Annotated in this window: 20 protein-coding genes and 3 pseudogenes; 15 read left to right on the forward strand and 8 right to left on the reverse strand. The window is 61.3% G+C overall.

The features are described from left to right. Nucleotides 1–265: 265 nt before the first annotated feature. Both NKI50_RS09990 and NKI50_RS09995 read right to left on the reverse strand, forming a co-directional pair. Nucleotides 266–868 (reverse strand): DUF4142 domain-containing protein, encoded by a 603-nt coding sequence (locus NKI50_RS09990; protein WP_031193942.1) that lies wholly within the window; start codon nt 866–868, stop codon nt 266–268. 56 nt (nt 869–924) lie between these two features. Beyond that, nucleotides 925–2,322: a cytochrome B6 gene (locus tag NKI50_RS09995; RefSeq protein ID WP_352716420.1), complete on the reverse strand. Its 1,398-nt coding sequence runs from the start codon at nt 2,320–2,322 to the stop codon at nt 925–927. 228 nt (nt 2,323–2,550) lie between these two features. On the opposite strand from NKI50_RS09995, the pseudogene NKI50_RS30545 reads away from it, so the two are divergent. Together NKI50_RS30545 and NKI50_RS10000 are read left to right on the forward strand one after the other, a co-directional pair. Continuing rightward, nucleotides 2,551–2,966 (forward strand): annotated as a pseudogene (locus tag NKI50_RS30545) (DHA2 family efflux MFS transporter permease subunit); the annotation flags it as partial. Then, a pseudogene (locus NKI50_RS10000) lies at nt 2,962–3,377 on the forward strand (molybdopterin cofactor-binding domain-containing protein); the annotation flags it as partial. The pseudogenes NKI50_RS30545 and NKI50_RS10000, both read left to right, overlap by 5 nt. A gap of 389 nt (nt 3,378–3,766) precedes the next feature. Here NKI50_RS10000 and NKI50_RS10005 read toward each other — a convergent pair. After that, entirely contained in the window at nt 3,767–4,018 is a 252-nt protein-coding gene (locus NKI50_RS10005; RefSeq protein ID WP_352716372.1) for an alpha/beta fold hydrolase, read from the reverse strand. A 554-nt stretch (nt 4,019–4,572) separates the two neighbouring features. Between NKI50_RS10005 and NKI50_RS10010 the strand changes: the two genes are divergently transcribed. Further along, nucleotides 4,573–6,159 (forward strand): serine hydrolase, encoded by a 1,587-nt coding sequence (locus NKI50_RS10010; protein WP_352716374.1) that lies wholly within the window; start codon nt 4,573–4,575, stop codon nt 6,157–6,159. Nucleotides 6,160–6,360: 201 nt separating this feature from the next. Here the strand turns inward: NKI50_RS10010 and NKI50_RS10015 are convergent. Further along, a pseudogene (locus NKI50_RS10015) lies at nt 6,361–7,197 on the reverse strand (IS5 family transposase); the annotation flags it as partial. 83 nt (nt 7,198–7,280) lie between these two features. On the opposite strand from NKI50_RS10015, the gene NKI50_RS10020 reads away from it, so the two are divergent. Beyond that, nucleotides 7,281–7,694 carry a Ros/MucR family transcriptional regulator gene (locus NKI50_RS10020; protein WP_023722284.1) on the forward strand — a complete coding sequence of 138 codons (414 nt, stop codon included), beginning with the start codon at nt 7,281–7,283 and terminating at the stop codon, nt 7,692–7,694. 229 nt (nt 7,695–7,923) lie between these two features. Then, nucleotides 7,924–8,514, forward strand: a complete 591-nt coding sequence (locus NKI50_RS30550; RefSeq protein ID WP_502895956.1) for a hypothetical protein — start codon at nt 7,924–7,926, stop codon at nt 8,512–8,514. Nucleotides 8,515–8,569: 55 nt separating this feature from the next. On the opposite strand, the gene NKI50_RS10030 is transcribed toward NKI50_RS30550, so the two are convergent. Further along, nucleotides 8,570–8,833: a hypothetical protein gene (locus NKI50_RS10030; protein WP_023722282.1), complete on the reverse strand. Its 264-nt coding sequence runs from the start codon at nt 8,831–8,833 to the stop codon at nt 8,570–8,572. Nucleotides 8,834–9,140: 307 nt separating this feature from the next. Between NKI50_RS10030 and NKI50_RS10035 the strand changes: the two genes are divergently transcribed. Next, the gene (locus tag NKI50_RS10035; RefSeq protein ID WP_352484673.1) at nt 9,141–9,803 is read left to right on the forward strand and encodes a nucleotidyltransferase domain-containing protein; all 663 of its coding nucleotides are present in this window, start codon (nt 9,141–9,143) and stop codon (nt 9,801–9,803) included. Then, nucleotides 9,800–10,102 (forward strand): hypothetical protein, encoded by a 303-nt coding sequence (locus NKI50_RS10040; protein WP_352484671.1) that lies wholly within the window; start codon nt 9,800–9,802, stop codon nt 10,100–10,102. Before NKI50_RS10035 ends, NKI50_RS10040 begins: the two co-directional genes overlap by 4 nt. 153 nt (nt 10,103–10,255) lie before the next feature. Here NKI50_RS10040 and NKI50_RS10045 read toward each other — a convergent pair whose 3' ends face one another. Together NKI50_RS10045 and NKI50_RS10050 are read right to left on the reverse strand one after the other, a co-directional pair. Further along, complete coding sequence (locus tag NKI50_RS10045; protein ID WP_352716376.1) at nt 10,256–10,597, reverse strand: FCD domain-containing protein; 342 nt, start codon at nt 10,595–10,597, stop codon at nt 10,256–10,258. Between the two features lie 851 nt (nt 10,598–11,448). Next, a complete protein-coding gene (locus NKI50_RS10050; RefSeq protein ID WP_023722276.1) occupies nt 11,449–11,760 on the reverse strand; it encodes a hypothetical protein in 312 nt (103 codons plus the stop codon). A gap of 448 nt (nt 11,761–12,208) precedes the next feature. On the opposite strand from NKI50_RS10050, the gene panB reads away from it, so the two are divergent. Beyond that, nucleotides 12,209–13,045, forward strand: a complete 837-nt coding sequence (gene panB / locus NKI50_RS10055) for a 3-methyl-2-oxobutanoate hydroxymethyltransferase (RefSeq protein ID WP_352716378.1) — start codon at nt 12,209–12,211, stop codon at nt 13,043–13,045. Then, on the forward strand, nt 13,042–14,001 hold the full coding sequence (gene panC, locus NKI50_RS10060; RefSeq protein WP_352494305.1) for a pantoate--beta-alanine ligase: 960 nt from the start codon (nt 13,042–13,044) through the stop codon (nt 13,999–14,001). The genes panB and panC overlap by 4 nt, the downstream gene beginning before the upstream one ends. A 140-nt stretch (nt 14,002–14,141) precedes the next feature. On the opposite strand, the gene NKI50_RS10065 is transcribed toward panC, so the two are convergent. Further along, nucleotides 14,142–14,822, reverse strand: coding sequence for a GntR family transcriptional regulator (locus NKI50_RS10065; RefSeq protein WP_352484666.1), 681 nt, complete (start codon nt 14,820–14,822; stop codon nt 14,142–14,144). A 232-nt stretch (nt 14,823–15,054) separates the two neighbouring features. Here NKI50_RS10065 and NKI50_RS10070 point away from each other — a divergent pair, with 232 nt between their 5' ends. From NKI50_RS10070 to kce, 6 genes are all read left to right on the forward strand, one after another. Next, a complete protein-coding gene (locus tag NKI50_RS10070; RefSeq protein WP_023722272.1) occupies nt 15,055–16,182 on the forward strand; it encodes a sugar ABC transporter substrate-binding protein in 1,128 nt (375 codons plus the stop codon). Nucleotides 16,183–16,254: 72 nt separating this feature from the next. Continuing rightward, the gene (locus NKI50_RS10075; RefSeq protein WP_502895957.1) at nt 16,255–17,793 is read left to right on the forward strand and encodes a sugar ABC transporter ATP-binding protein; all 1,539 of its coding nucleotides are present in this window, start codon (nt 16,255–16,257) and stop codon (nt 17,791–17,793) included. Next, nucleotides 17,790–19,859 (forward strand): ABC transporter permease, encoded by a 2,070-nt coding sequence (locus tag NKI50_RS10080; protein ID WP_352494304.1) that lies wholly within the window; start codon nt 17,790–17,792, stop codon nt 19,857–19,859. The genes NKI50_RS10075 and NKI50_RS10080 overlap by 4 nt, the downstream gene beginning before the upstream one ends. Before the next feature lie 13 nt (nt 19,860–19,872). After that, the gene (locus NKI50_RS10085; RefSeq protein ID WP_352716380.1) at nt 19,873–20,679 is read left to right on the forward strand and encodes an SDR family oxidoreductase; all 807 of its coding nucleotides are present in this window, start codon (nt 19,873–19,875) and stop codon (nt 20,677–20,679) included. Between the two features lie 9 nt (nt 20,680–20,688). Then, entirely contained in the window at nt 20,689–21,636 is a 948-nt protein-coding gene (locus NKI50_RS10090; protein WP_352716382.1) for a 3-hydroxyacyl-CoA dehydrogenase, read from the forward strand. After that, entirely contained in the window at nt 21,633–22,595 is a 963-nt protein-coding gene (gene kce / locus NKI50_RS10095) for a 3,5-dioxohexanoate:acetyl-CoA acetone transferase (RefSeq protein WP_352716384.1), read from the forward strand. The genes NKI50_RS10090 and kce overlap by 4 nt, the downstream gene beginning before the upstream one ends. The last annotated feature ends 7 nt before the right edge of the window (nt 22,596–22,602 follow it).

Below are 22,602 nucleotides of genomic sequence, written 5' to 3' on the forward strand. Positions count from 1 at the left end.
TCGGTCAAACGGCTGACAGCAGTTCATCTGCATCTCGTTGGAAACGTTGAGGCGCCCGACCCGAACATCATCATGAGGCACTCGACCTCGGAAAGGACCATGACCCCGGCGATGGCAGTGCGAGATCCGGATTGACAACCACCCGCAATTAAAGGGCCGTTTGACAGGCGGAGCTCGCCGAATGGCCACAACAGCTAAGATTGACGCGTTTGGCGGCTCGCGTGCAATCGTAAGCACTGTTCACGTTGCAGATGTGGCCGGCAGTTTACTTGCTCTTTTGCGCTTCCGCTGCGAGCAAGGCTTGTCCCGCCAGTTCCGCGTGCAGCGTGCGCGCCATATCGAGGTGCTCGAGCACCTTTGGTAGGTTGTCTGAGGCGAAGTGCTGGAGCTCTGGATCTTCGCCGGAGCCAATCTCCCAAGCCAGAAGCTGCGCTGTTTTCTGGTGGTCGAGGATCTGCGCAGCCAGATAAGCAAGATCGAACGCGACGCCGTCCTGCTTTTCGAGATCAGCGCGGATTTTCTTATGATCAGGGTCGAGCTCTTCGGGAAGCGGAATCTCGCTCTTGTCCGCGACGGATTTCAGCTGTTTATTTGCCTCGTCGTGATCTTCGACCATTCGATTTGCAAATGCGCTCACCCCATCATGGCTTGTCTTTTCGGCCGCGAGCCGACCCAGTTCCACCTCGGCCCGGCCGCCAGCCGTGACCAGCTGGGCGAAAAGCCGATCCTGATAATTCGTCTGGTTCGGCGCTGGAACTCCGGGCTTCTCCATCCTCGTGTCGGGAGCAAGGCCGGCCGGATTGCCGATCTGCGCCATCGCACAACAAGGCGACAGCCCCACGGCGAAGGTGATTGCGGCAGCACGCATGAGTGTCCTCCATTCCGCGCCGAAGGCGGGCCCCCGGCAGCGGCTCTTTCGCTCGTTCAGAGAGTGAGCAGGTAAGCCACGAGTGAATCCTTTTCCGGCTGGTCAAGCTTCGTTCCGAGCACCAAGTTGAAGAACTCAACGGTATCGCCAAGCGTCATTAGGCGGCCGTCATGCAGATAGGGCGGAGAATCCTTGATCCCGCGCAGTGTGAAGGTCTTTATCGGCCCATCCGGTATGGCGACCTGGTCGTTGAAGGTCTCGCCGATCTTGTAGAACCGCTCGAGCTTCAGGTCGTGCATGTTGTTGTCCATGAATGACAACCCTGGAACATGACACTCGGCGCAGCGGCCCTTGCCCATGAACACCTGCTCGCCCTTGAGCTCCTGCGCACTTGCGGTGGCCGGGTCAAGCCGCCCGAACGGGTCGAGCTTCGGCGCCGGCGGAAAATCGATGATATTCTGCATCTGCGCCATCATCGCCACCTGGTTCGTGCGGTCGGGCAGATTCACCCCTTTGCGGGTGGCGCTCACGTGATCGCCGTTGAAGTAGGCGGTGCGCTGCTCGAATTCCGTGAAGTCCTCGACTGAGCGCAGCGAGCGCTTGGAGCCATGAATCTGCTGATTGAACAGGCCGCGTAGGCTGGTTGTGTCGAGCCGAAAGCGCTCGGCTTGTGGCCGGACGTCCGGCGTCAGGTGAAAGGCTGCGTTGGTATGGAAATTCGCATGGCAGTCGAGGCATGCCACACCCATGCTTTGCATCGCGACCTTTCTGTCCTCGGTCTGATTGAATTCCTCCTGCGGGAAGGGCGTCAGCAGCAGACGCAGTCCTTCCATTTGTACGGGTGTGATGATGCCGTTCATATATTCGTAGAAGTTGCGGATCGTCAGCAGATCACCGCGCGACACATCCCCCAGTTCGGGATGCGTGGTGAGGAATATCGGAGGTGGAAATTCCGGCGTAAGATAGTCGGGCAGGTCGAAATCGACGTCGAAGCGCCGCAGATCGCGCCCTTCATCGGCGCCGCTCTCTCTGATCTGGTTTTCCGGAAAGACCTGGCCTCCGGTCGCCTGCTTGACGTGCGGCAGCGGCAGGAAGCCGTTCGGCAACAAACCACGGTCGCGGATTTCTTGGGGAGTCTTGGCGGCCAGGCTGTCCCAGGTCTCGCCTGCCGGGAGTTTGACCCTGACGCCCTCCTGCACCACTTTCCGGCCGCCCGACATCATGACGCCCCGCATCGGCCGGTCCGCCAGGTTGTAACGGCTTTCGAGCAACTTGCGCTGCCGCTCGATCACGGCGGGTTTTTGCGCTTCGTCATTCTCCTTCACCGCAGAAAAGGGCAGGCTTGGCAATGGACGATAGGTCAGATCTGGCGGCAGCGGATCGGAAGCAGCGGTAAGCGTGACCGCGGCGGCGCCAAGCAGCGCCGGCAAGCCAAGGTTGAAGACACGTGACATATCCCCTCCCAAGATTATGAAAGTCTCAATACGAACAGACCGCCCCAACTCCCACGTGCGATGTTTGTTCCCGTGACTCCAACCAAACCGGACCGCGTCGTTGATGAGCTCGGGCGAGCCGCCGTGATACTAAGACGACTGGAATTGCAGAGCGGTAATCCTCCTTGACCAAGGCCAACGCAACGGCTGGTTCGTGTCGAGCTTCATCACGACGTTTGCAGTCATTTCTGGGATATTGGCCGCGGCGATCCGACCGTCGAAATACGCCTGCTGTTCACTCGCCAATTTGGTGCATGTTTCTTGGTTATGATGGCAGTCGGCGCCGTCATGTTCAGCACAACGCAGATCATGCCACAGCTGCAACAAACGGCATTGGCCTACACAGGGGACGCTGTCGGGCCTCTCGATAATGCCGGGCGGCATCGCCATGCTGCGGGTATGTGGTGGCTACGTTCGCCCTATGGCATATGACGTCGCTCACCCCGACGCCAGCTACTACTTTTTGCCTTTTGGGCGCGTCTTCCTGATGATCGGACTGCGTTCCTGATCATCCCTATTTCGACCGCGGCTTACGTCGGTCTCCCTGCGCAAAGACCAATCAGGCGTCAGCGCTGATCAACGTCGCCCGCAACATCGGCGGCTCGCGCCTCGATTTCGCTGGTGGCGGCGGAGGAACTCGGTATCCCCTATGAGCAGGTCAAGGCGGTGGTCGCCGATACCTCCAGCCTCGGCTACAACGATATGACGGACGGCAGCCGCGGCGCCTTCTCGTCTTCGATGGCGGCGATCTCCGCCGCCCGCAGCGCCATCAAGATCCTGCGGGACCGCGCCACGCAGACGTGGGACATCCCGGTCGACGACCTGGCCTGGGAAAAGGGCCACGCGATCGCCAGGGGCGCGACGCACGGCAACCTTTCGCCGCTGTCGCTGGAGGACGCCGCGTCGGGGAGACCGGCGGACCGATCGCCGGCCACAGTGAGCTCGTCGCCCACGGCGCCGGCGTCTCCTTCGCCACCCACATCTGCCATATCGAGGTGGATTCCGAGACCGGCTCGTGGCCTGCGGCTCGGTCGTCCTCGTCATGTTGTCGGTCTATGCCTAACCCGGCCCTGTAGTCCTCGATCACGCCGTGGACCGTCGCCGGATCGTGGATCGAGGCGAGAAATCAGCGTAAGCCTCCGCGCCCATCTCCGCGGGATCACCGCCGTATCATGCGTCTGGATTGGCAAGGATAGCCTGCTCCGGCTTTTCAGGCTGAGCGAAGAAGAACCAATGCCACCAAGCCGATGCGAACCGAGCGTCACATCGCGCCAGCGCATGCCGATCGGAATGGCTTGCCGGCTGACGGATGCCGGATGATCCATTGCTGTCCGAAATGCGGTGTACGCCCCACGGTCCTGACCCGCAAGTCCGAAGCGATCGAAGCCCAGATAGTACATAAGGGCTAAGCAATCGCGGGCATTGGACCTTTAGACGAGCCCGAATGGTCAGGCATGTCAAAGGGCTTGGCCGAAACCGCGAAGATCAGGCAAATTACGGTGTATTCCTCAGCCAAAATCGGCGCCACGCGATGCCAAGTGGCATGGGTGCGAGGATGACCGTGCAGCATCAGAAGCGGTGGGCCCCTTCCACCAACCCGCACTCTGAGCGTCGCTTCCGGAAGTTTGATCTGCTCCAGCGAGAAACCTTCAAACATGCAACTCCCTCCATTCGCAACATTTGCCAAACGTGTAAACGGAGAGGCAGTTCAATGTCGGCTTCCGCGGGATGTGAACTTGCCACGTATTTCCGAGAAGAGGTCGTGAGCCGAATGGCGGCTTTAACTGGTCCCGCGGCAATAACCGGACGGACAGCAAACGGGCCCCCTGCCGCAGGCAAGATCGGTGAAGACGAAGCGTCCCGGCCCCTCGGCCATCGGACCCCATGCAGCAGGCCATAGGGCCTCGCGATGGGCCATATAATTGGCTTCGATGACTTTCTGGTTTGCCGCCAGCCCGTTGGCGAACAACTCCTGATTGGATGCCATTTGCCGCCCGGCCTTGGAACTTGACGTTCTCCCGCGCAGTCCCATCCAATTGCCGCCCGGGTAGGTAACGCGGATACTTCGCCAGGTCCCGAAATCACATGCGCGCAGCCGCCGTCTTTGTCTGATCTTTGGACTTAAACATATCAGTAGAAAATAACCGTAACCATCTTTCATCTTGCCGCGTATGGTCCGATCATCTGCCGGTGCAAGTTTGAGGACATGCAATGAAGAAGGCCGCTGCTCTCCTGGTACTTTCCCTCGTTACCATGCTGCCCGCAATGGCAGCCGCGCAGTCCTACGTGCCGGAGCTTGGGCCGTCGCCGCCGCAGGATGCTATGCAGCTGTATCCCGGCGGTGTCGAGAAGGCTGTGGCCGCCCTGTCGGACATCGTCAAGAAAGTCAAGGAAGCATCCGACGTTCCCGGCTTCGCCGTGGCGGTGGTGCAGGGCGGCAAAATGATCTTTGACGAAGGCTATGGCCTTCGCGACAACCGGGACGACCCTTCTAGGGTCAGCAGCACTACCATTTTCCAGGTCGCCTCGGTGTCGAAATCGATCTCGGCCACGGTGGCCGCCATCGCCATGACGAAGGACCACAGCTTCGACTGGGATACCGCGGTCGGCAAGGTCTGGGACGGCTTCCGCCTCAATCTCGACTATGTCTCGGGCAACGCCACCATCGGCGATTTCTTCGCCCATCGCTCGGGCCTGCCAATGGCGGCGGGCGATGAGCTCGAGGATCTCGGCTTCCAGCGCAAGCAGATCGTCGGCGGCCTGTGGATGGTGCCGCTCGATCCCTTCCGCATCTCCTATCACTACGCCAATTTCGGCACGACGATCGGCGCCGAGGCAGTGGCCCACGCCGAGAAACAGCCTTGGGAGCCGCTGGCCAAGAGCCTGTTGTTCGATCCGCTCGGTATGCGCTCGAGCAGCTATCGGCACGAGGACTTCATGGCCGCCGGCAAGAACCGCGCCCTGCTGCATGCGCGCGTGGCGGAGAATGTGTTCGAGCCGCTCTATGACCGCGATCCCGACCAGCAGGCGCCGGCGGGCGGCGTCTCCTCCAGCGTCCAGGATCTTGCCAAGTGGATGATCCTGCTGCTTGGCGACGGCACCTATAACGGCCAGCCCATGATCGACCCGAAGATCCTGCAGCCCGCCATCACACCGCAGAGCGTGACCTACCGCGGCGAGACGCCCGATACGCGGGCCAGCTCCTATGGCTATGGCTTCAATGTGGGGGTGAACGCCAATGGGCGCACCACGATGGGCCATTCCGGCGGCTTCCTGCTCGGCGCCGGCACCACCTTCCAGATCTTGCCCTCGGCCGACGTCGGCATCGTCGTGCTCACCAACGGCTCCCCCGTCGGCGCCGCCGAGGCGGTCGCCGCCAGCTTCATGGACATCGTGCAATATGGCCAGATCACCCGCGACTGGTATCCCTACATGAAGCCGCGGTTCATGGGCTACTACAAGCCGGTGGGCGACCTCGCCGGCAAGGTCAAGCCGACGAACCCCGCCAAGGCGCGCAGTCCATCCTTCTACGAGGGCCAATATACGAGCAACTATTTCGACACCGCCACCGTGCGGGCCGATGGCGACAAGCTGATGCTCGAACTCGGCCCCAAGCCCATGCAGTTCACGCTCGAGCACTGGGACGGCGACACCTACGCCCTCACGCCCCGCGGAGAGAACGCGCCGACCGGCTCGCTGTCATCGGTGAAGTTCGTCGGTTCCCCCGGCGGCATTCGCGCGCGGGTGATGACGGTGGACTATCTGAATGAGAACGAGTTGGGGCATTTTCAGAGGTAGGGGGTGAAGGCGTCGAGTGCTTCATACACCCCATGCCGTCGGTCGACCTCACGCTTCAAAGCCTCGTGGGCGCTCGCCAGACAGAGCCGCAGTGTCTTAAAAAGCGCCTCGTCTCGTTGGGATCAAAACCACCCTGGGTGGTGGCCACCGACCGGCGGTGGCCCTGACCTTGGCCATCAGCCGGTCTCCGCCATGAGCTTTGTTCTGCGCTACATGCGGCGTCACCCTCATCGAGCGCAGCTCATTGACGAAGTCTTCCGCGTCGTAGGCCTTGTCGGCGCCGAGCGTGATCGCCTGTGGCCGCTCCGCTCGAGGTTCGATCATGTGCAGTGCGGCCACCCGCTCAGCATGTCCGTCGGCCAGTGTCAGGCAGGCGTCGACCAGCAGGCCATGGCGGTTCTCCATCAAGCCATGTCCCATGAAGCACAGCTTGGCCTCCTTGCCTTTGCCCTTGCGATAGAGCCGGGCATCCGGATCGGTGGTCGAGGCATGTGTGTCGTTCGAGCGCTTGTGGCCATGGAAGTCCGCTTCCGCGTTTCGCCCGCCCCCTTCAGCCGGCGGCTCGCCCGAGCCGTCCTTCGGCTTGACGCTCTTCATCGACGCCCAGGCCTCGATCAGCGTCCCGTCGACCGAGAAGTGATCCGTTGACAGAAGCCTCTTGACCTTGGGCTGCGTCAGCACCGCGCTCAGGAACTTTGCGGCGATGTCGCCCTCCAGCAGCCGGTCGCGGTTCTTGGAGAACACCGAATGGTCCCAGGCCGCGTCATCGACGCCGATGCCGACGAACCAGCGGAACAGAAGGTCGTATTCCAGCCGTTCCATCAAAAGCCGCTCCGAGCGGATTGAGTAGAACGCCTGTAGCAGCATCGCTCGCAGCAGCTTTTCCGGCGGGATCGAAGGCCGCCCCATCGGCGAATACAGCGCCGCCAAGTCCCGCTCCAACGCCGCCAGCGCCTCGTTCACAATCGCCCGAATGCGCCGCAACGGATGATCGCGCCGCACCCGAGCCTCGAGAGACCGTTCGTCTCCACCGCGCATGCCTCGTTCTCCGAATCTCTCCGGAGACACTGAATCACGCTCACGTCCTCGCTGCGAGCCACTTTTTCAACAGCCTGCTAGGGATGACAGCAGATATCGTCGCAGCCTATGTCCAGAGCAACGCAACGCCCGTGGCGGATCTGCCGAATTTGATCGCCAGTGTTAATTCTGCGTTGTCTGGCCTGGATGAGCCGGTCGCTGCACCATCGCCAATACTTACGCCCGCGGCAAATCCTAAGAAGTCGATCTTTCCCGAATACATTATAAGCCTTGAGAACGGGCGCAAGTTCAAGTCGATGAAGCGCCACCTGGGCTTGCTTGGCATGACACCTGATGAGTACAGAGCCAAGTGGGGTTTGGCGCGGGACTATCCTATGGTAGCGCCAAGCTATGCGGCTCAGCGGTCTGCGCTGGCCAAAGCTGCCGGTCTCGGCCGCAGGGCGGTTGCCAAAACGCCGCCAAAGAAAGCACCAGCAAAGCGCAAGGCCAAAGCCTGACAGTGCACGAATTCGGGCCATGCCATCAGGTCTAGATGGTCCAGGTGGCGTGGCTGGGAATGAGCTGCCTGGCTTCGCAGTTCAGTAAGCGCCGCTCACGCCACAACACAAGCTTCAGCACTGCTTGCGTCTTCACGTCCTCGTATCCTGGCGGGGGCAGGAGAGGTCGATCAATGTGCGATCGACAAGTCGAGCTGATACATCGTCGCCCTCGACAGATAATCAAATCATGTCGATAAAATCGCACTACATCGATACATCAAGCTCTGCTCGATGCCACAAAGCAACAAAGCCGCTGAATCCAGCAGCGCTCCGTGCTTCAAGGGCATGGCCATACGGGTGCTGGGTAAGCCTAAATTTCTTCCCCGAGCAATATCCTGGCCTCCTTGGCAGCAGCGATGAACGCCTGGCGTGCTATCCTTGGTGGTTTTTCTCCACGGATTACGGCAAGGCATGCTTCGATTGCGGCGCGCCGCGACTTGCCCTCCGGCCTCGGCCAATCCTTCAGCAGAACTTCGGCCGCGTCGGATACCGACGCAACAACTCTGTCGCGATCGATCCGGCCGGGTTGAATGATGACGGGCTTTCTGAAACGTTTCGTACGCACGACAGCCTCCAAGAACAAGATATGTTAGCTTCTGCTGATCCTTTGCGCCACATCAAACGTCCGCAAGTAACAGAAGGCATCCGCTTAGCCCAGAAGCTGCCGCCGCGATGGACGCTGGCCAGTGCTTCAGCACGTCGGGCCGGCCCCGAGTTTCGAAGAGCGCATCGCCAAGAGCGGCGTTACCCAATAAATGATTCACAAAATACCCAGTGAAGGGCAGTGAAGGGGAGTTCTCCGAACGCCGCGAAATGGAATCTCGGGGCTGAATTTACTCCATATCCGGCACGTCACCGCAGGTGAATAGCACGGTCGGCGGGCCATAGTCGCCAATAGCCGGGTCGGCGTCGCGGCTCCATGCGATTACGCCAACGTGCTTCCCTGCGAGCGCCTGACCGGTGCGGATTGCGCGTTCCTCGCTTTGCTGATCGGCGGGACCAAAGGCGGGAAACAGTTCGCCGTCCTCGCCACGATCGAACGCCACTACGACGATTAGCTTGGGCTTCTTTTGACCGGGCAGAATATGATCAGACATGGCAGGAACCTGTCACATGACCGAGGATTGAGTCGTGTTCGAGACTCGGGAGGTGCGCATGCAAGACCACCGTTTTGAGGAGCCCGTGCAGGTCGCGGAACACTATCTACACTTGGAGCGGGTTGCCCAAGCCGCCGATATCCTCTGAACAGATGGCCGACGGCGACCAGCATCAGGTCCAGATGCAAACGTGGCGCAGCAACCGCCCAGGATTCAGACAACAGGACGTTCGTTTAGAAAACAAAACATCCGATTTGATATCCGACGATTTGATGTGTTATGAGTCCACAGCAGAAGGAACTTGCGCATGGCACGCTCGACCGCTCAAAGCGCTTTGCGCTATCCACTCACCATTATGCTCGGCACCGAAGCAAGCGTAAGATTGCTCCGGGAATTGTCGCGCCACGGCGGCTTGCTTTCTTCTCCATTGCTTGCGACTCGTAGCGGGCTTGCAAGGGCAAGCGTGTGGTCTGCTCTCGCAACCTTGGAAGGGATTGGCATCGTATCTTCGGAGGGAACGGGCAGGGCTCGTCTTTACCGGTTGAATGATCGCCATCCGCTGGCGACATCACTGGAAGCTCTCTTCGAGCAGGAGGCGCTTCGGTATTCCAATATTCGCGCCGTAATCACTGAGGCGGTCTCCGCAGTTCGGCCGAAAGTACTCGCGGCCTGGATTTACGGCAGCGTAGCGAGGGGCGAGGACCGTCCAGACAGCGATCTCGACATCGCAGTGGTTACGCCATCCGAAAAGCTAGATAGCGCGCTCCAAGAAATCCGTGAGGCACTGGTGACCCAAGGTCAAAAGCTTGGCTTCAATCCCTCGGTCGTGGGACTCACTCCGGAGGATGTGGCAAGGCTGTCGAGCACGCGAGACCCGTGGTGGGGCGGGGTCGAAGCCAATGCCCTGCTCGTCTTGGGTTCACGCCCGGACGAACTCGCAACAAAAACTCGCCGGCAGGCGTTGGCATGACCAGAAGAGGTGCGACGAAAGCAGTCGAGACAGGCTTTGGCGAGGGGCGATTGCGCATCGCCCGCTCATATTTGAAGGCTGCCCGTTTAGAGGTGGCAATGTCCGGAACGGGTGACATCGGAAATCCGGCTATGTCGCAGATCGTGAATGCGGCAATAGCATACGCCGATGCGCTCACTGCCCGATTTGCAGGAAAGATCAACCGCGCGGATCATGCGGCCGTGGTGAAAACCATGCGACGCGCTTGGAAATCGCCTTCCTGCAGCGCAGGCCAGCAGGTTGCGGAGCATCCTCGATGAGAAGGACGAAACTCAATACGGAATAAGGGCAAAATCATTACCCGAAGCGGAGAGCTTGCTCGACAAGTTGGAAAAGTTCGCGGAGTGGGCGGAAAAAGAACTGGAAGTCTGATCAGCAATGGAGGCGGCATGTCGCTTACGGCGACCTGAATGTTACTTCAGCAGTTTGATCAGCACTGTGAAAGCCGCGTCGATGTCAGCGCGAACCGCGGCGCGGACCGCTTCCGCGTTACGGTCTCGCAGCGCTGCAAACATCTGCTGATGGTGCTGGTTGGCGGTCGAATAGTTTCCGGAATCGTGCAGCATGTTGAAATAGGGACTGATCTGCAGCCACAGGTTCTCGATGATGTTGAGCATGTTTTCCGAGCCCGCGGCTCGATAGATGGAGAAATGAAAGGCGTAGTTAGCCCTGAGGTAGGATCCGGAGTGGAACAGCGGGTTTTTGACGAAGGTTTGGGCACCAGCAAAAAACGTAGGTGAAGCATGGCTGCTCATCAGGAAAGCAAGGACCGCACTGAGCGTACGGCACGGGACGCAAAAACGGCCAGACTACGGGAACAGCGGCTGAAGACTGGGACTGCTATGCAAGAGCGGAATGATGAGGGCGCAAAACGACCGTCAACACAGCGACGCCGCAATCGGTGACGCCTATCTTGTTGGCAGTTAGGGCCTCGTTAGCTTCCGGGCCTGCTCCGGGGACAAGGCCGAATGGGTCAAGCCCGACCTTGTCGGTCGGGTGAAATTTTGCCGCTCAATTTCCTCGATGAGACCTGACTGCCTTCAGCAGTTCCCGCTCGTCAGTGTAAGCATTTCGAAAAGTCGCCACTACCGTTTCCGCCAGGATTTTGCCCTGTTGGCTTAAAGGGTCGAGGTCTTCGTCTGCGCAAATCTGATCGAAAACGCGCTGGCAAATAGCCAAATCATGAGGACTAAGGCAGGTGCGATTGGTACGCTGGCGCTGCGGCATGTGCGAACCCTCAGGCCCGCTGCCCGTGCAGAGCAGCGGGCCTTTACAGCCAGACTGGAGAACGGAGGAGAGTTCTCGCGCAAAAAACGTTTGATGTAGAGTGCTTGTTCCCGGCTAACGAAGTTGGTAATTTTCGTACAGTGCGCCACCTGGGGCCGATTGCCTTTCCGCAAGCAGTTAGCCGTTCAACTGTTTCAATGATAGCCCTGGCAAGCGCCTCACCCTCATGCATGGGCTCTTGGCCATAAGAGCAGGAAGACAGCCTCCTCGATCGGCAGCACGCCGGCCGGGCAGGTCTCCTCGATGCCACGCGCACCAGAGCAAGGGCGGCCAGGCCTTGCGGACTTGTCTTCGGCATCGATGGTTTGATCTGCGTTCGCTAATCCGCCTCATCTCTGAGCGACATCTTTTTGCGGCGGACAGGCGTCCAGTCGATGATCGTATCAGCATCGACGGTGATTAGCCCGCCAGCTTTCACGGTCACCTTTCGATTTTCCTCGTCGACCCGCGTGACCTCGCCAGTGAGCTGGAGCTCGTCACCTGGTTTGGACTTTTTAGGAGCAGGGATCGAATGCGGAAAACCATAGGAGGGGATGCTGACGCTAGCTCTTCCGTCGTCCAGGAGCTTCAGCACCGTCACGGTGATCGCCACCTCATCGCCGATATTGATGTCCGCAATTTCCCAAGCCATGCCCCTGATTCTGGAGCGGCTTTGACGGTAGTCAAGGGATTGCTAATATGCGGAAGATGCCAACACCGCCAGCGTGCACCTTGTTTCGGAACTGAGTCGAACCAGCGATTTTGATTCAAATCGTAGTGTCTGGAGTGCGGGCGCATGCTTCCGTCACAACGCATTTCGGGTAGGCTTGCAACCAAGGTCGCTTCTGGCGTGAACCGCCGTGCGGCAGTTGAACTGTTCGAGTTGAAAACGGCCGGAGCCCGATTGCTCAGCCGATCAGCAACACGGTTGTCGCGCAGGATCACCGAAGCAGAGAAACGCTGGCCCTCTGTCTTTGCTTTGCGGAGAGCCTGCTTCGCGACGCACAAACTTTTCTGATGCAGTGCGGTTTTGGCCTTCGCACCTGCACAGAACTATGCAAAACCGTCACCGCTGGAACTTGGCCCAAGGGAATGTGCCGATGAGTGTGGCGGTCGAAACAAAGGCGCTGACGCCGCCGGACATTGCGGCCCGAAAGCACAAGATGCCGATTGTCTGCTTAACAGCGTATACAACGCCGGTTGCGCGCCTCGCCGATAGGCATTGCGACGTGGTCCTGGTCGGCGACAGCGTCGGCATGGTGCTTCATGGCCTGACGTCAACCCTCGGAGTTACGCTGGAGATGATGATCATGCACGGCAAGGCCGTGCGCCGCGGTCTTGAACGGGCGCTGATGGTCGTCGACATGCCGTTCGGCTCCTATGAGGAGGGCTGCGAACAGGCCTTTCGCAACGCCGCCCGGCTGATGGCGGAGACCGGATGCGCCGCGGTCAAGCTGGAGGGCGGCGAGAGCATGGCTGACACGATCCGCTTTCTCATTGCCCGCGGCGTCCCCGTCATGAGCCATGTCGGGCTGACACCGCAAGCGATCAATGTGCTTGGCGGCTACAAGGTCCAGGGCAGGGGCCGAGACGGCGACAGGATTTTGCGGGACGCTGTTGCTGTTGCCGAATCCGGCTCATTCTCCGTTGTGCTGGAAAAGGTGGCCGAGCCGCTCGCACGAAGAATAACCGAGGAGGTTACGATTCCAACCATCGGGATCGGCGCCTCCGCCGCCTGCGACGGCCAGGTTCTGGTCGTCGACGATATTCTGGGCATGTTCACCGGTTTTCGTCCGAAATTCGTCAAGCGCTATGCCGAACTGGGCTCAGAGGCCGAAGCGGCCATTGCGGCTTATGCGGCTGATGTGCGGGGAGGGCGCTTTCCGGCGGCCGAACATCTCTCCGCCGACGCGCCGCAGGCCGGAGAATCCGCGTGAGCGTGCCGATCGTCCGCACCATTGCCGGGCTTCGTACCGTTGTGGCGGGATGGCGCCGTTCTGGTGCCAACATCGCCGTGGTGCCTACGATGGGGGCCTTGCATGAAGGGCATTTGAGTCTCGTGCGTTCTGCGCTTCAAAAGGCCGATCGCGTGATCGTGACGCTGTTCGTCAATCCCAAGCAGTTCAACAGTGCGGCGGATCTTGCCGCCTATCCCCGCACGGAAGACGAAGACGCTGCAAAGCTCACGCGGCTGGGCGCCCACCTGCTTTATGTTCCGGATGCGACTGAGATGTATCCTGACGGCTTCGCCACGACCGTGTCCGTGTCGGGCGTCAGTGAAAGCCTTTGCGGTGCGTTCCGGCCCGGCCATTTCGATGGGGTGGCGACCGTCGTTGCAAAACTCTTCCTGCAGACCGGCGCTGATTTCGCCTTTTTCGGAGAGAAGGACTTCCAGCAGCTTCAACTTATCAGGCGCATGGTCCGGGACCTGGATATTCCGATCACCGTCGTCCCCTGTCCGACAGTCCGGGAAGCCGATGGTCTCGCTTTGTCATCGCGCAATGTCCGGCTCTCGCCGGCAGAGCGCGCCGTCGCCCCAAGGCTAGCATCGGTCCTACTCAATACGGCGGCGGGGCTCTCGAACGGCTCTCCCGTCCTGCCAACGCTTGCCGAAGCGCGCGCAGCGATCCTGTCCGCGGGCTATCGCGAGGTCGAGTACCTGGAACTCCGTGGCGAGGCAGATCTGCAACCGATAGCAAGCCTGGATCGGCCGGCACGCCTGTTTGCAGCGGCCTGGCTCGGCGAAACGCGGCTCATTGATAACGTCAGAACACTGCCGTCTCCCGTTCTTGTTGACAAGCCGCTCGGGCATGCCTTCACCCGTGCCGACGGTCACACCGCAACGCCAGCATTCAAGGATGAGCTTGTAGGCTCTGGCAAGCGCTACCCCTGACCAACTCGGCCCTGTGAGCGCTGGATCGTCCCCTCTGGATGAATCACCGCAGCAAGGCGCCGGAAATGCCCGCTGATGCTCGGCGGTTCGGTTCGTGGTGAGCATCACCGTCCTGCCATGTCGGGCTTGGCGACCTGCGACTATTTCAGCAGTTTGATCAGGACAGTGAAAGCCGCGTCGATGTCAGCGCGAACCGCAGCCCGGACCGCCTCCGCGTTGCGGTTTCGCAGCGCTGCAAACATCTCCTGATGGTGCTGGTTGGCGGTCGAATAGTTTCCGGAATCGTGCAGCATGTTGAAATAGGGGCTGATCTGCAGCCACAGGTTCTCGATGATGCTGAGCATGTTTTCCGAGCCCGCGGCCCGGTAGATGGAAAAGTGAAAGGCGTAATTGGCCCTGAGATAGGATTTGACGTCGCCAGCGGCATTGGCCTGCTCGAGTGCCTCCAGATGCTGGCCCAGCAGCATCACGCCGTGATCGTCAATGCGTTCTGCGGCCCATGCGGCGGCGATCGCCTCGATTTCGAACCTGACGTTCCTGAGATCGATAAGCCGCGCACGACTTAATGCCGGGATACCGATCGAACGGCCCGAAACCACCATCAAGGCGTTGGCCGCGCTCAGACGCCTCAGAGCCTCGCGAACCGGCATCGGGCTGACGCCGAAAGCGTCTGCGAGGCTCTGCACCGTCACCATTTCACCTGGAACGATGCTGCCGTCGAGGATCAACTCGGTAACGTGCCGGTAAACCCTGTCCTGCAGGGTTTCCCTGGACAGCGGCGTGATCTCGACGCCCGGCTTCCTGAATGCCGCCCCAGCCATTTCTGTCAACCTTCCCCCATTCGAGCGACGCTCTTGTCATACCCGGCGCCTGTGTCCGGAATGCAAGGTTCGGATTGCCGCGTCAAGCGCCCGCGTTTCCGACTTTTCCCTCTTAGCCATTTCATCATTGATCTTTGATCAAATCATGATACGGTCAGGCGTACCGAATGACAAGGAGTACGTTTCGTACCCTTGGGAGGCATTCGGTCGTCTGAACTGGGAGGAGTTTCGAATGGGTATCGGATCGAAAGCCCGGCGGCTTGCGCTGCTTGCCGGCATGGCTGTTTGCGTTTGTGGTACGTCCGCCGCCGAAGCGGCCGGAAAGCACAAGATATTTCTCAGCATGAGCTTCATCGGCAATGATTGGCAGGCCGAGGCCGCCAACATGCTCAAGGCGATGGCGTCGCACAAGAGCATGGCCGACAAGGTCGACCTCCAGGTTCAGGTGGCGGGGCCGAACGCACAGCGCCAGATCCAGCAGATCAACGCGATGGTGCAGGCAGGCGCCGAAGCCATCGTGATTTTCCCGATCTCGCCGACAGCGCTCAACCAGGTGGTGAAGAACGCCTGCGACAAGGGGGTAAAGGTGTTTGCCTATGATGCCGAGATCACCGAGCCCTGCGCCTACAACGTCCATATCGACCAGGAAGAGGCTGGCCGGGTGACGGCGGAGTGGCTGGTCAAGAAACTTAATGGCAAGGGCAACATCATCGCGGTGACCGGCGTTCCCGGCACGTCGGTCGATGATCTGCGCACCAAGGCCGCGAAGGAGGTGTTTGCCAAGCATCCCGACATCAAGATCGTCGGCGAAGCTGTCGGCATGTGGAGCCAGGCGGTGGCCCGTACCGAACTGTCCAAGATATTGGCGACGCGCAGCTGGGATGACATAAATGGGCTGTGGATGCAGGTAGGCTGCTTCACTGCCAATTCCATGCAGCTCGAGGCCGGCAAGAAGGTCAGCGAACTCCTGCCTTGCGCCGGCGAGGGCTCCAATGGCGGGCGCATCCAGATGCTGCCGGAGGGCACGGAGGTCGAGGGCGCAACCTCTCCCTATGCGCCGCTCGGCGCGCCGCGCATTTCCTACGCCTCGCCGCCTTATTCCGGGGCGCTCGCTCTCAAGCTTGCCGTCGAGGCGCTTGAAGGCAAGCACGTTGCCAAGAAGACGATCCTGCCGCTGCCGGTCGTCACCAACGAGACGATAAAGCTTTGCGACGAGGGCACCTGGGCGGAGATGAAGGCTGGTTGCAATGCGTTCAAACCGTCGCTGGTCTCGAACCCAGGCTGGTTCGCCTCGATCTTCTCCGATCAGACACCTGAGATCGGTCTCGCGGCCGCCCTTGTAGGCCAGCCCGAGGAGTAGGCCTTCCGAAGTGGGGCGTGGGGTGCTTTCGAGGCGCTCCACGCAGCTTTCATGCGGGCTGGGACTGAGATCATGATGTCAGCGCATTCGACAGCTGTCGGCATAGAGGGCGTCCGCAAGGCGTTTGGCGCAACAGTTGCCCTCGATGGCGTTTCCTTCGAGATCGCTTCCGGCAGCGTGCATGCCTTGCTTGGCGAGAACGGTGCGGGCAAGTCCACGCTCGTTAAGCTGCTGTCGGGGCTGGTACGGCCCGACGATGGGCAAATCACCGTGTCAGGCGAACCGGCGCCACTCGGTTCGCCGCGCGCCGCGCATGCCAAAGGCGTGCAGACAGCCTTCCAGGAAATGACCCTGGTACGCGATCTCAGCGTTCTCGATAACATGTTGCTGCCTTACGCGCCCGTTGGCTCGATCGGCCTGATCAGGCGGTTGAGCGCGCGCAAGGCAGTCCGCAAGCACATCTCCGATCTGGGGTTTACGGTCGATCTCGATGCCGAGGTAGCGACGCTCGATCTCGCCATCCGCCAGAAGATCGAAATCGCGCGCGCGCTCTATCGCAAGCCGCGCATCCTTCTGCTCGACGAGCCGACTTCGACACTGTCAGGTGGCGATGTCGAGTGGCTGGGCGCCATCATCGCGCAATTGAAAGCGGCCGGTACCACGGTCGTGTTCATCACCCATCGCATGCGCGAGGTGCGGGCTTTCTGCGACACGCTGACCATTCTCAGGAACGGCCACCACATCGTGACCGCGCCGGTTGCCGATGTTTCGGATGGTGAGGTGATCGAAAAGATCATCGGCCGCAGCATCGCCCAGACCTTCCCGCCGAAACCTCAAAGTGAGGCCGCCTTCGGTCCGCCGGTGCTCGGTGTGCGCGATCTCAAGACGGGGAGGAAGCTCGACGGCGTCGATTTCGACCTGCGCAAGGGCGAGATTCTCGGCATTGCCGGGCTTCAGGGCATGGGGCAGCTCGACTTGTTCCTCGCCTGCTTCGGCATGGCCGAGATCGAGCGCGGCCATGTCCTGGTCGACGGCCGCAAGGTCTGGCTCGGCTCGCCCTCCGATGCGCTCAAGCCCAACATGGCGATCGGGCTGGTGCCGGAGGACCGCAAGACCGAAGGCCTGTTCCTGAAGCTCTCGGGCCGGCAGAATGCATCGCTGCCTGTGGTCGAACGCTTTACCCGATTTGGCCTGATCAGAAACGACGAGGAGGCAAAGGCCGTGCAGTCCGCCTTCTCAACCGTGGAGGTCGACCGCAGTGCATTATGGACGAGGGCAGGGGCGTTCTCTGGCGGCAACCAGCAGAAGATAGCCATTGCCAAATGGCTGGTCGCCGAAAGCCGGATCCTGCTGCTTTTCGATCCGACCCGCGGCATCGACGTCGGCACCAAGCACGAGCTCTATGTGATGATGCGCGACTATGTGGCGGCCGGCGGCTCGATCCTTCTGCATTCAACCGAAATTCCCGAGCTGGTCCATCAATGCGACCGGGTGCTCGTCCTCTACGACGGTCACCTGGTGGCGGAGCTTGCCGGCAACGACATCACGGAAGGCGCGATCATGCGGCCGGCGCTTGGCCATGGCGAGTTGGTCCGGGAGGCGGCGGAATGAGCGTGACGAGTTCGCCCGCGGCACCGGCCGCAACAGTGTCGCGGCTCCTCGCGCGGCATCGCGGCGCGATCATCGCGGCGATCGTCTTTGCCGTGCTCCTGCTAATCGTTGATCTGGTAAGTGCCGGGCGGCTCACTTATTTCGATATTTCGTTCCTGTCGAGCGGCGGCGCCACCTCGGCACTGGCGGCGATCGGCCAGACCCTGGTCATCCTGTCCGGCGGTTTCGACCTGTCCGCGGGCGCGGTGATCTCGCTGGTCAATGTCGTTCTGGCAAAAGGCATGGATCCGATGGCAACCGGCACGAGTGTCGCGCTGTGGACCTTGGCCGGAATTGGTGTCGGCATGCTGGTCGGCGCCTTCAACGGCTTCTTCATCGCCGTCCTGCGCATGCAGCCAATCGTCGTCACACTGTCGACCATGTTCATCCTGCAGGGGGTAACGCTGCTGGTCATGGACAAGCCGGGCGGTTTCGTCTCGCCCGATCTTGGCGCCTTCTATCTCGGTGATGCCATTGCCGGCTGGATACCGATGCCGCTGGTGGTCATCGGCGTCGTCCTGCTCGGCTGGTTCTGGCTCAAAGGAACACGCTTCGGGACGGCGCTTTATGCGGTCGGCAGCGACCCGGATGCCGCCGCCGCGGTCGGTGTGCGCGTCGTTCTCGTACGCTTCCTGGTCTATGTCATTGCCGGCGGCTGCTATGGGCTTGCCGGCGTTTTCATCAGCGCCCAGACCGGCAGCGGCGATCCGCTGGTCGGCAACCCGTTGTTGCTGTCGATGTTCGCGGCAGTCGTCGTCGGCGGCACAAGGCTGGGCGGCGGTCAAGGCGGGCCAGTCGGCACCGTCTTCGGCGCCTACATCCTGATGATGGTCGTCAACATCCTGCTCGTGCTCAACGTCTCGGCCTATTATTCGACGATCGCCGAGGGCATGATCCTGATCCTTGCCGTGCTTGCCGGCTCGCTGTCGCATGGCTCCGTGCTTGCCCGCCAACTGCGTGCGCTACGGGCTCGGCTGGCCGCGTGGCGCGCCGGAATGCTGCCCTCGCAGATCGATCGCACCGACCGGCGGCTGAGAATCAAGCGGGGCAGCGCTGGCGACCAGCAGGCGCCGCAGCCGGCCTTCCATGTCCGTAACGCCGAGACGCTGCGCTATGCGCTGCCGGCCTATGTCTGCCTGGCCGTCGTCGTGATCGTCACCCAGATCTGGCTTGGACGCGCCATCGTCAACGTCACCTACTGGAACTCGCTGTTCGTGCTGTCGAGCTTCCTTGCCATCCTGGCGCTTGGGCAGGGCAGCGTAATCCTCACCGGTGGGCTCGACCTGTCGCTGCCGTGGACGATCGGCCTCTCGGGCATCCTGCTTGCTGGCATGGTCAACGGATCGGATGCTGCACTTGCCTATGCGCTGCCGGCGGTGCTGCTCATCGCTTGCCTGATCGGTCTCGCCAACGGCATCGGCATCGTCTTCCTCGGCATTTCGCCAATTGTAATGACGCTGGCCACCAACGGCATTCTGCAAGGTTTCGCTTTGCTCTACTCGCAAGGCACGCCGGCCGGCTTCTCCTCGCCGATGCTGCGCTGGTTCATGACCGGCAAAATATTCGCCATCACGCCGGTGGTGCTGTTCATGATCGCCTTCGTCGTATTTGCCGTACTGCTGCTCGGCCGCACCGCTTTCGGCCGCCGCGTCTATGGCATCGGCAACAGCCTGCGCGCAGCCCAGCTCTCCGGCATCGCGGTCGGTCGCACGCTCATCCTCGTCTATGTGCTGTCGGCGGTCTGCGCGGCGATCGTCGGCATCATGCTGACCGGCTTTTCCGGCCAGGCCAGCCTCGGCATGGGCGACGATTATCTACTGCCCTCCATCGCCGTCGTCGTGGTCGGCGGTGCGCTGATTACCGGCGGGCGTGGCCACTATCTCGGCATGCTGGGTGGGGTGCTGCTCCTGACCGCGTTGCAGATGCTGCTCGCCGGCACGACGCTGCCTTATGCGACGCGGGCGATTCTGTTTGGGCTGGTGGTGCTCGGTGCCGTCATGGCGCTGCGCGAAAGGCGGATTCAGTGAAAGGGATGGAACAATGAGCTCAAGCTCACCGGCATCGGCGGACGAATTCCTGACCGGGCTCAAAGGCCAGCGCGTGCTGGTCACGGCGGGCGCTGGCGGCATTGGCTTTGCCATTGCAGAGACGCTATCGCGGCTCGGCGCACGCGTCGCGATCTGCGATATTTCGGACGAGGCGCTGGCCGCTGCTCCAGAGAGAATTACGCTCGCCGCCGTAGTCAAGGCCGACGTTTCGCGCGACGGCGATGTCGACCGACTGTTCGAGATCGTCAAGGAGAAGCTCGGCGGGCTCGACGCCCTGATCAACAATGCCGGCATTGCCGGGCCAACCGGCGGCGTCGACGAGATCGATCCGGCAGACTGGCGGCGTTGCATAGATATCTGCCTGACAGGCCAGTTCCTGTGCGCGCGGCGTGCCGTGCCGCTGATCAAGGCGGCGGGCGGCGGCTCGATCGTCTCGATGTCTTCGGCCGCCGGCCGCCATGGCTACGCGTTCCGCACCCCCTATTCGGCTGCCAAGTTCGGCGTTGTCGGCCTGACCCAGAGTCTTGCCAAGGAACTCGGACCGCATGGGATCAGGGTCAACGCCATCTTGCCCGGCATCATCGAAGGGCCGCGCATCGACAAGGTCATTGCCGACCGGGCAAAGCAGCTCGGCGTTTCAAACGAGGAGATGACGCAGCGCTATCTGCAGAACATCTCGCTGCGCCGCATTACCAGCCCATACGATGTTGCCGCGATGGTCGCCTTCCTGCTTTCCGATGCGGGCGTCAACATTTCCGGCCAATCGCTTGGCGTCGACGGCAATGTCGAGACACTCTGAGGGGCAATCATGGCGAAGGTAGCAATTGTCGGAAGCGGTTTCATCGGGCGAGCGTGGGCGATCAGCTTCGCTCGCGCGGGGCATGATGTGCGGATGTGGGACCAGGCGCCGGCCGCGACCAGCGGTGCGCGCGACTATATCGCCGGCGTGCTCGGCGACCTCGCCGCCAACGATTTGCTGCGGGGACAGGCGGTCGATGCCGTGCTTGGCCGCATCACCATTGTGGCGGAGCTTGGCGAGGCCCTGGCCGATGCCGTCCACGTCCAGGAGAACACACCCGAAAACCTGGAGGTGAAGCGTGACGTGTTCTCCCGGATCGACGCCCTTGCCGGTCCGCAGGCGGTGATCGCCAGTTCCACCTCGGCGCTGTTGCCGTCGAAATTCACCGATCATCTGCAGGCGCGGCATCGCTGCCTCGTCGTACATCCAATCAATCCGCCCTATCTCATCCCGGCAGCGGAAGTCGTGCCGGCGCCATGGACCTCCGCCGAAACGGTGGAAAGGACCCGCGCCTTTCTTGTCGAAGCGGGCCACGCGCCGCTGGTGATGAAGCGCGAACTCGACGGCTTCATCATGAACCGCTTGCAGGGCGCGCTGTTGGAGGAGGCGTTCCGGCTCGTCGCCGACGGCTACGCCAGCGTTGAGGACGTTGACACGGGCCTGCGCGAGGGGCTGGCGCTGCGCTGGTCGTTCATGGGTCCGTTCGAAACGATCGACCTCAACGCGCCTGGTGGTGTGCGCGACTATGTAGAGCGCTACCAGACGATCTATTCCAACATCTTCCCGCAGATGCTGCGTCGGGTCGACTGGGCCGGCGAGGTCATGGAGACGATCGAGGCCGAGCGCCGCAAGCGCCTGCCGCGGGAAGAACTCGGCGAACGGCAGGTCTGGCGCGACCGTCGGCTGATGGCGCTGGCGGCGCACAAGAAAAAATCGGATCAGGAGTTTGGACGATGATGGAAACAAGCCGCAAGCCCGGCGCCCCGCAGGCCAAGGGCAAGATCATCATCACCTGTGCGGTGACGGGGGCAATCCATACGCCGACCATGTCGCCTTATCTGCCGATCACGCCAGACCAGATCGCCTCGGAGGCGATTGCGGCGGCCGAGGCTGGTGCGGCAATCCTGCATCTGCATGCCCGCGACCCTGAGACCGGCAAGCCCGACCAGACGCCGGAGGCGTTCGCGCGTTTCCTGCCGCGCGTCAAGCAAGGCACCAATGCCGCCATCAACATCACCACCGGCGGCAGTCCTTACATGAAGGTGGAGGAGCGTGTGCGGCCCGCCGCCCAGTTCAAGCCGGAAGTCGCCTCGCTCAACATGGGGTCGATCAATTTCGGGCTCTATCACCTCGTAGACAAATACGAAACGTTCAAGTTCGATTGGGAAAAGCCGCACCTGGAAGCGACGCGTGATCTGGTCTTCCGCAACTCGTTCAAGGACATCGAGTACATACTGGAGACCTGTTACGACAACGGCACGCGCTTCGAGTTCGAGTGCTACGACATTGCCCATCTCTATAACCTCTCGCATTTCGCCGATCGCGGGCTGGTGAAACCGCCGTTCTTCGTACAGTCCGTGTTCGGCCTGCTCGGCGGCATCGGTACGCACCCGGAAGACGTCGCCCATATGAAGCGCACCGCCGATCGCCTGTTCGGCGATCAATACCGCTGGTCGGTGCTGGGTGCCGGCGCCAGCCAGCTGCGCATTGCCGCGCAATCGGCAGCGCTTGGCGGCAATATTCGCGTTGGGCTCGAAGACAGTCTGTGGGCCGGCAAGGGCAAGCTTGCCAAATCGAACGCCGAGCAGGTGGTGCTTGCCCGTAAGATTATCGAAGGCCTCGGCATGGAAGTGGCGACGCCCGACGAGGCTCGCGAAATCCTGTCATTGAAGGGCGGCGACCAGGTCGCCTTCTGACCGGTTT

It is taken from the genome of Mesorhizobium sp. M0563, from assembly GCF_040321065.1.
Taxonomy (GTDB): domain Bacteria; phylum Pseudomonadota; class Alphaproteobacteria; order Rhizobiales; family Rhizobiaceae; genus Mesorhizobium.

Excerpts from the sequence above, each read along its gene's own strand:
- NKI50_RS09990 (WP_031193942.1), bottom strand. The coding sequence starts at position 868 with ATGCGTGCTGCCGCAATCACCTTCGCCGTGGGGCTGTCGCCTTGTTGT.
- NKI50_RS09995 (WP_352716420.1), bottom strand. The coding sequence starts at position 2,322 with ATGTCACGTGTCTTCAACCTTGGCTTGCCGGCGCTGCTTGGCGCCGCC.
- NKI50_RS10005 (WP_352716372.1), bottom strand. The coding sequence starts at position 4,018 with ATGTTTGAAGGTTTCTCGCTGGAGCAGATCAAACTTCCGGAAGCGACG.
- NKI50_RS10010 (WP_352716374.1), top strand. The coding sequence starts at position 4,573 with ATGAAGAAGGCCGCTGCTCTCCTGGTACTTTCCCTCGTTACCATGCTG.
- NKI50_RS10020 (WP_023722284.1), top strand. The coding sequence starts at position 7,281 with ATGACAGCAGATATCGTCGCAGCCTATGTCCAGAGCAACGCAACGCCC.
- NKI50_RS30550 (WP_502895956.1), top strand. The coding sequence starts at position 7,924 with ATGTCGATAAAATCGCACTACATCGATACATCAAGCTCTGCTCGATGC.
- NKI50_RS10030 (WP_023722282.1), bottom strand. The coding sequence starts at position 8,833 with ATGTCTGATCATATTCTGCCCGGTCAAAAGAAGCCCAAGCTAATCGTC.
- NKI50_RS10035 (WP_352484673.1), top strand. The coding sequence starts at position 9,141 with ATGGCACGCTCGACCGCTCAAAGCGCTTTGCGCTATCCACTCACCATT.
- NKI50_RS10040 (WP_352484671.1), top strand. The coding sequence starts at position 9,800 with ATGACCAGAAGAGGTGCGACGAAAGCAGTCGAGACAGGCTTTGGCGAG.
- NKI50_RS10045 (WP_352716376.1), bottom strand. The coding sequence starts at position 10,597 with ATGAGCAGCCATGCTTCACCTACGTTTTTTGCTGGTGCCCAAACCTTC.
- NKI50_RS10050 (WP_023722276.1), bottom strand. The coding sequence starts at position 11,760 with ATGGCTTGGGAAATTGCGGACATCAATATCGGCGATGAGGTGGCGATC.
- panB (WP_352716378.1), top strand. The coding sequence starts at position 12,209 with ATGAGTGTGGCGGTCGAAACAAAGGCGCTGACGCCGCCGGACATTGCG.
- NKI50_RS10065 (WP_352484666.1), bottom strand. The coding sequence starts at position 14,822 with ATGGCTGGGGCGGCATTCAGGAAGCCGGGCGTCGAGATCACGCCGCTG.
- NKI50_RS10070 (WP_023722272.1), top strand. The coding sequence starts at position 15,055 with ATGGGTATCGGATCGAAAGCCCGGCGGCTTGCGCTGCTTGCCGGCATG.
- NKI50_RS10075 (WP_502895957.1), top strand. The coding sequence starts at position 16,255 with ATGATGTCAGCGCATTCGACAGCTGTCGGCATAGAGGGCGTCCGCAAG.
- NKI50_RS10080 (WP_352494304.1), top strand. The coding sequence starts at position 17,790 with ATGAGCGTGACGAGTTCGCCCGCGGCACCGGCCGCAACAGTGTCGCGG.
- NKI50_RS10085 (WP_352716380.1), top strand. The coding sequence starts at position 19,873 with ATGAGCTCAAGCTCACCGGCATCGGCGGACGAATTCCTGACCGGGCTC.
- NKI50_RS10090 (WP_352716382.1), top strand. The coding sequence starts at position 20,689 with ATGGCGAAGGTAGCAATTGTCGGAAGCGGTTTCATCGGGCGAGCGTGG.
- kce (WP_352716384.1), top strand. The coding sequence starts at position 21,633 with ATGATGGAAACAAGCCGCAAGCCCGGCGCCCCGCAGGCCAAGGGCAAG.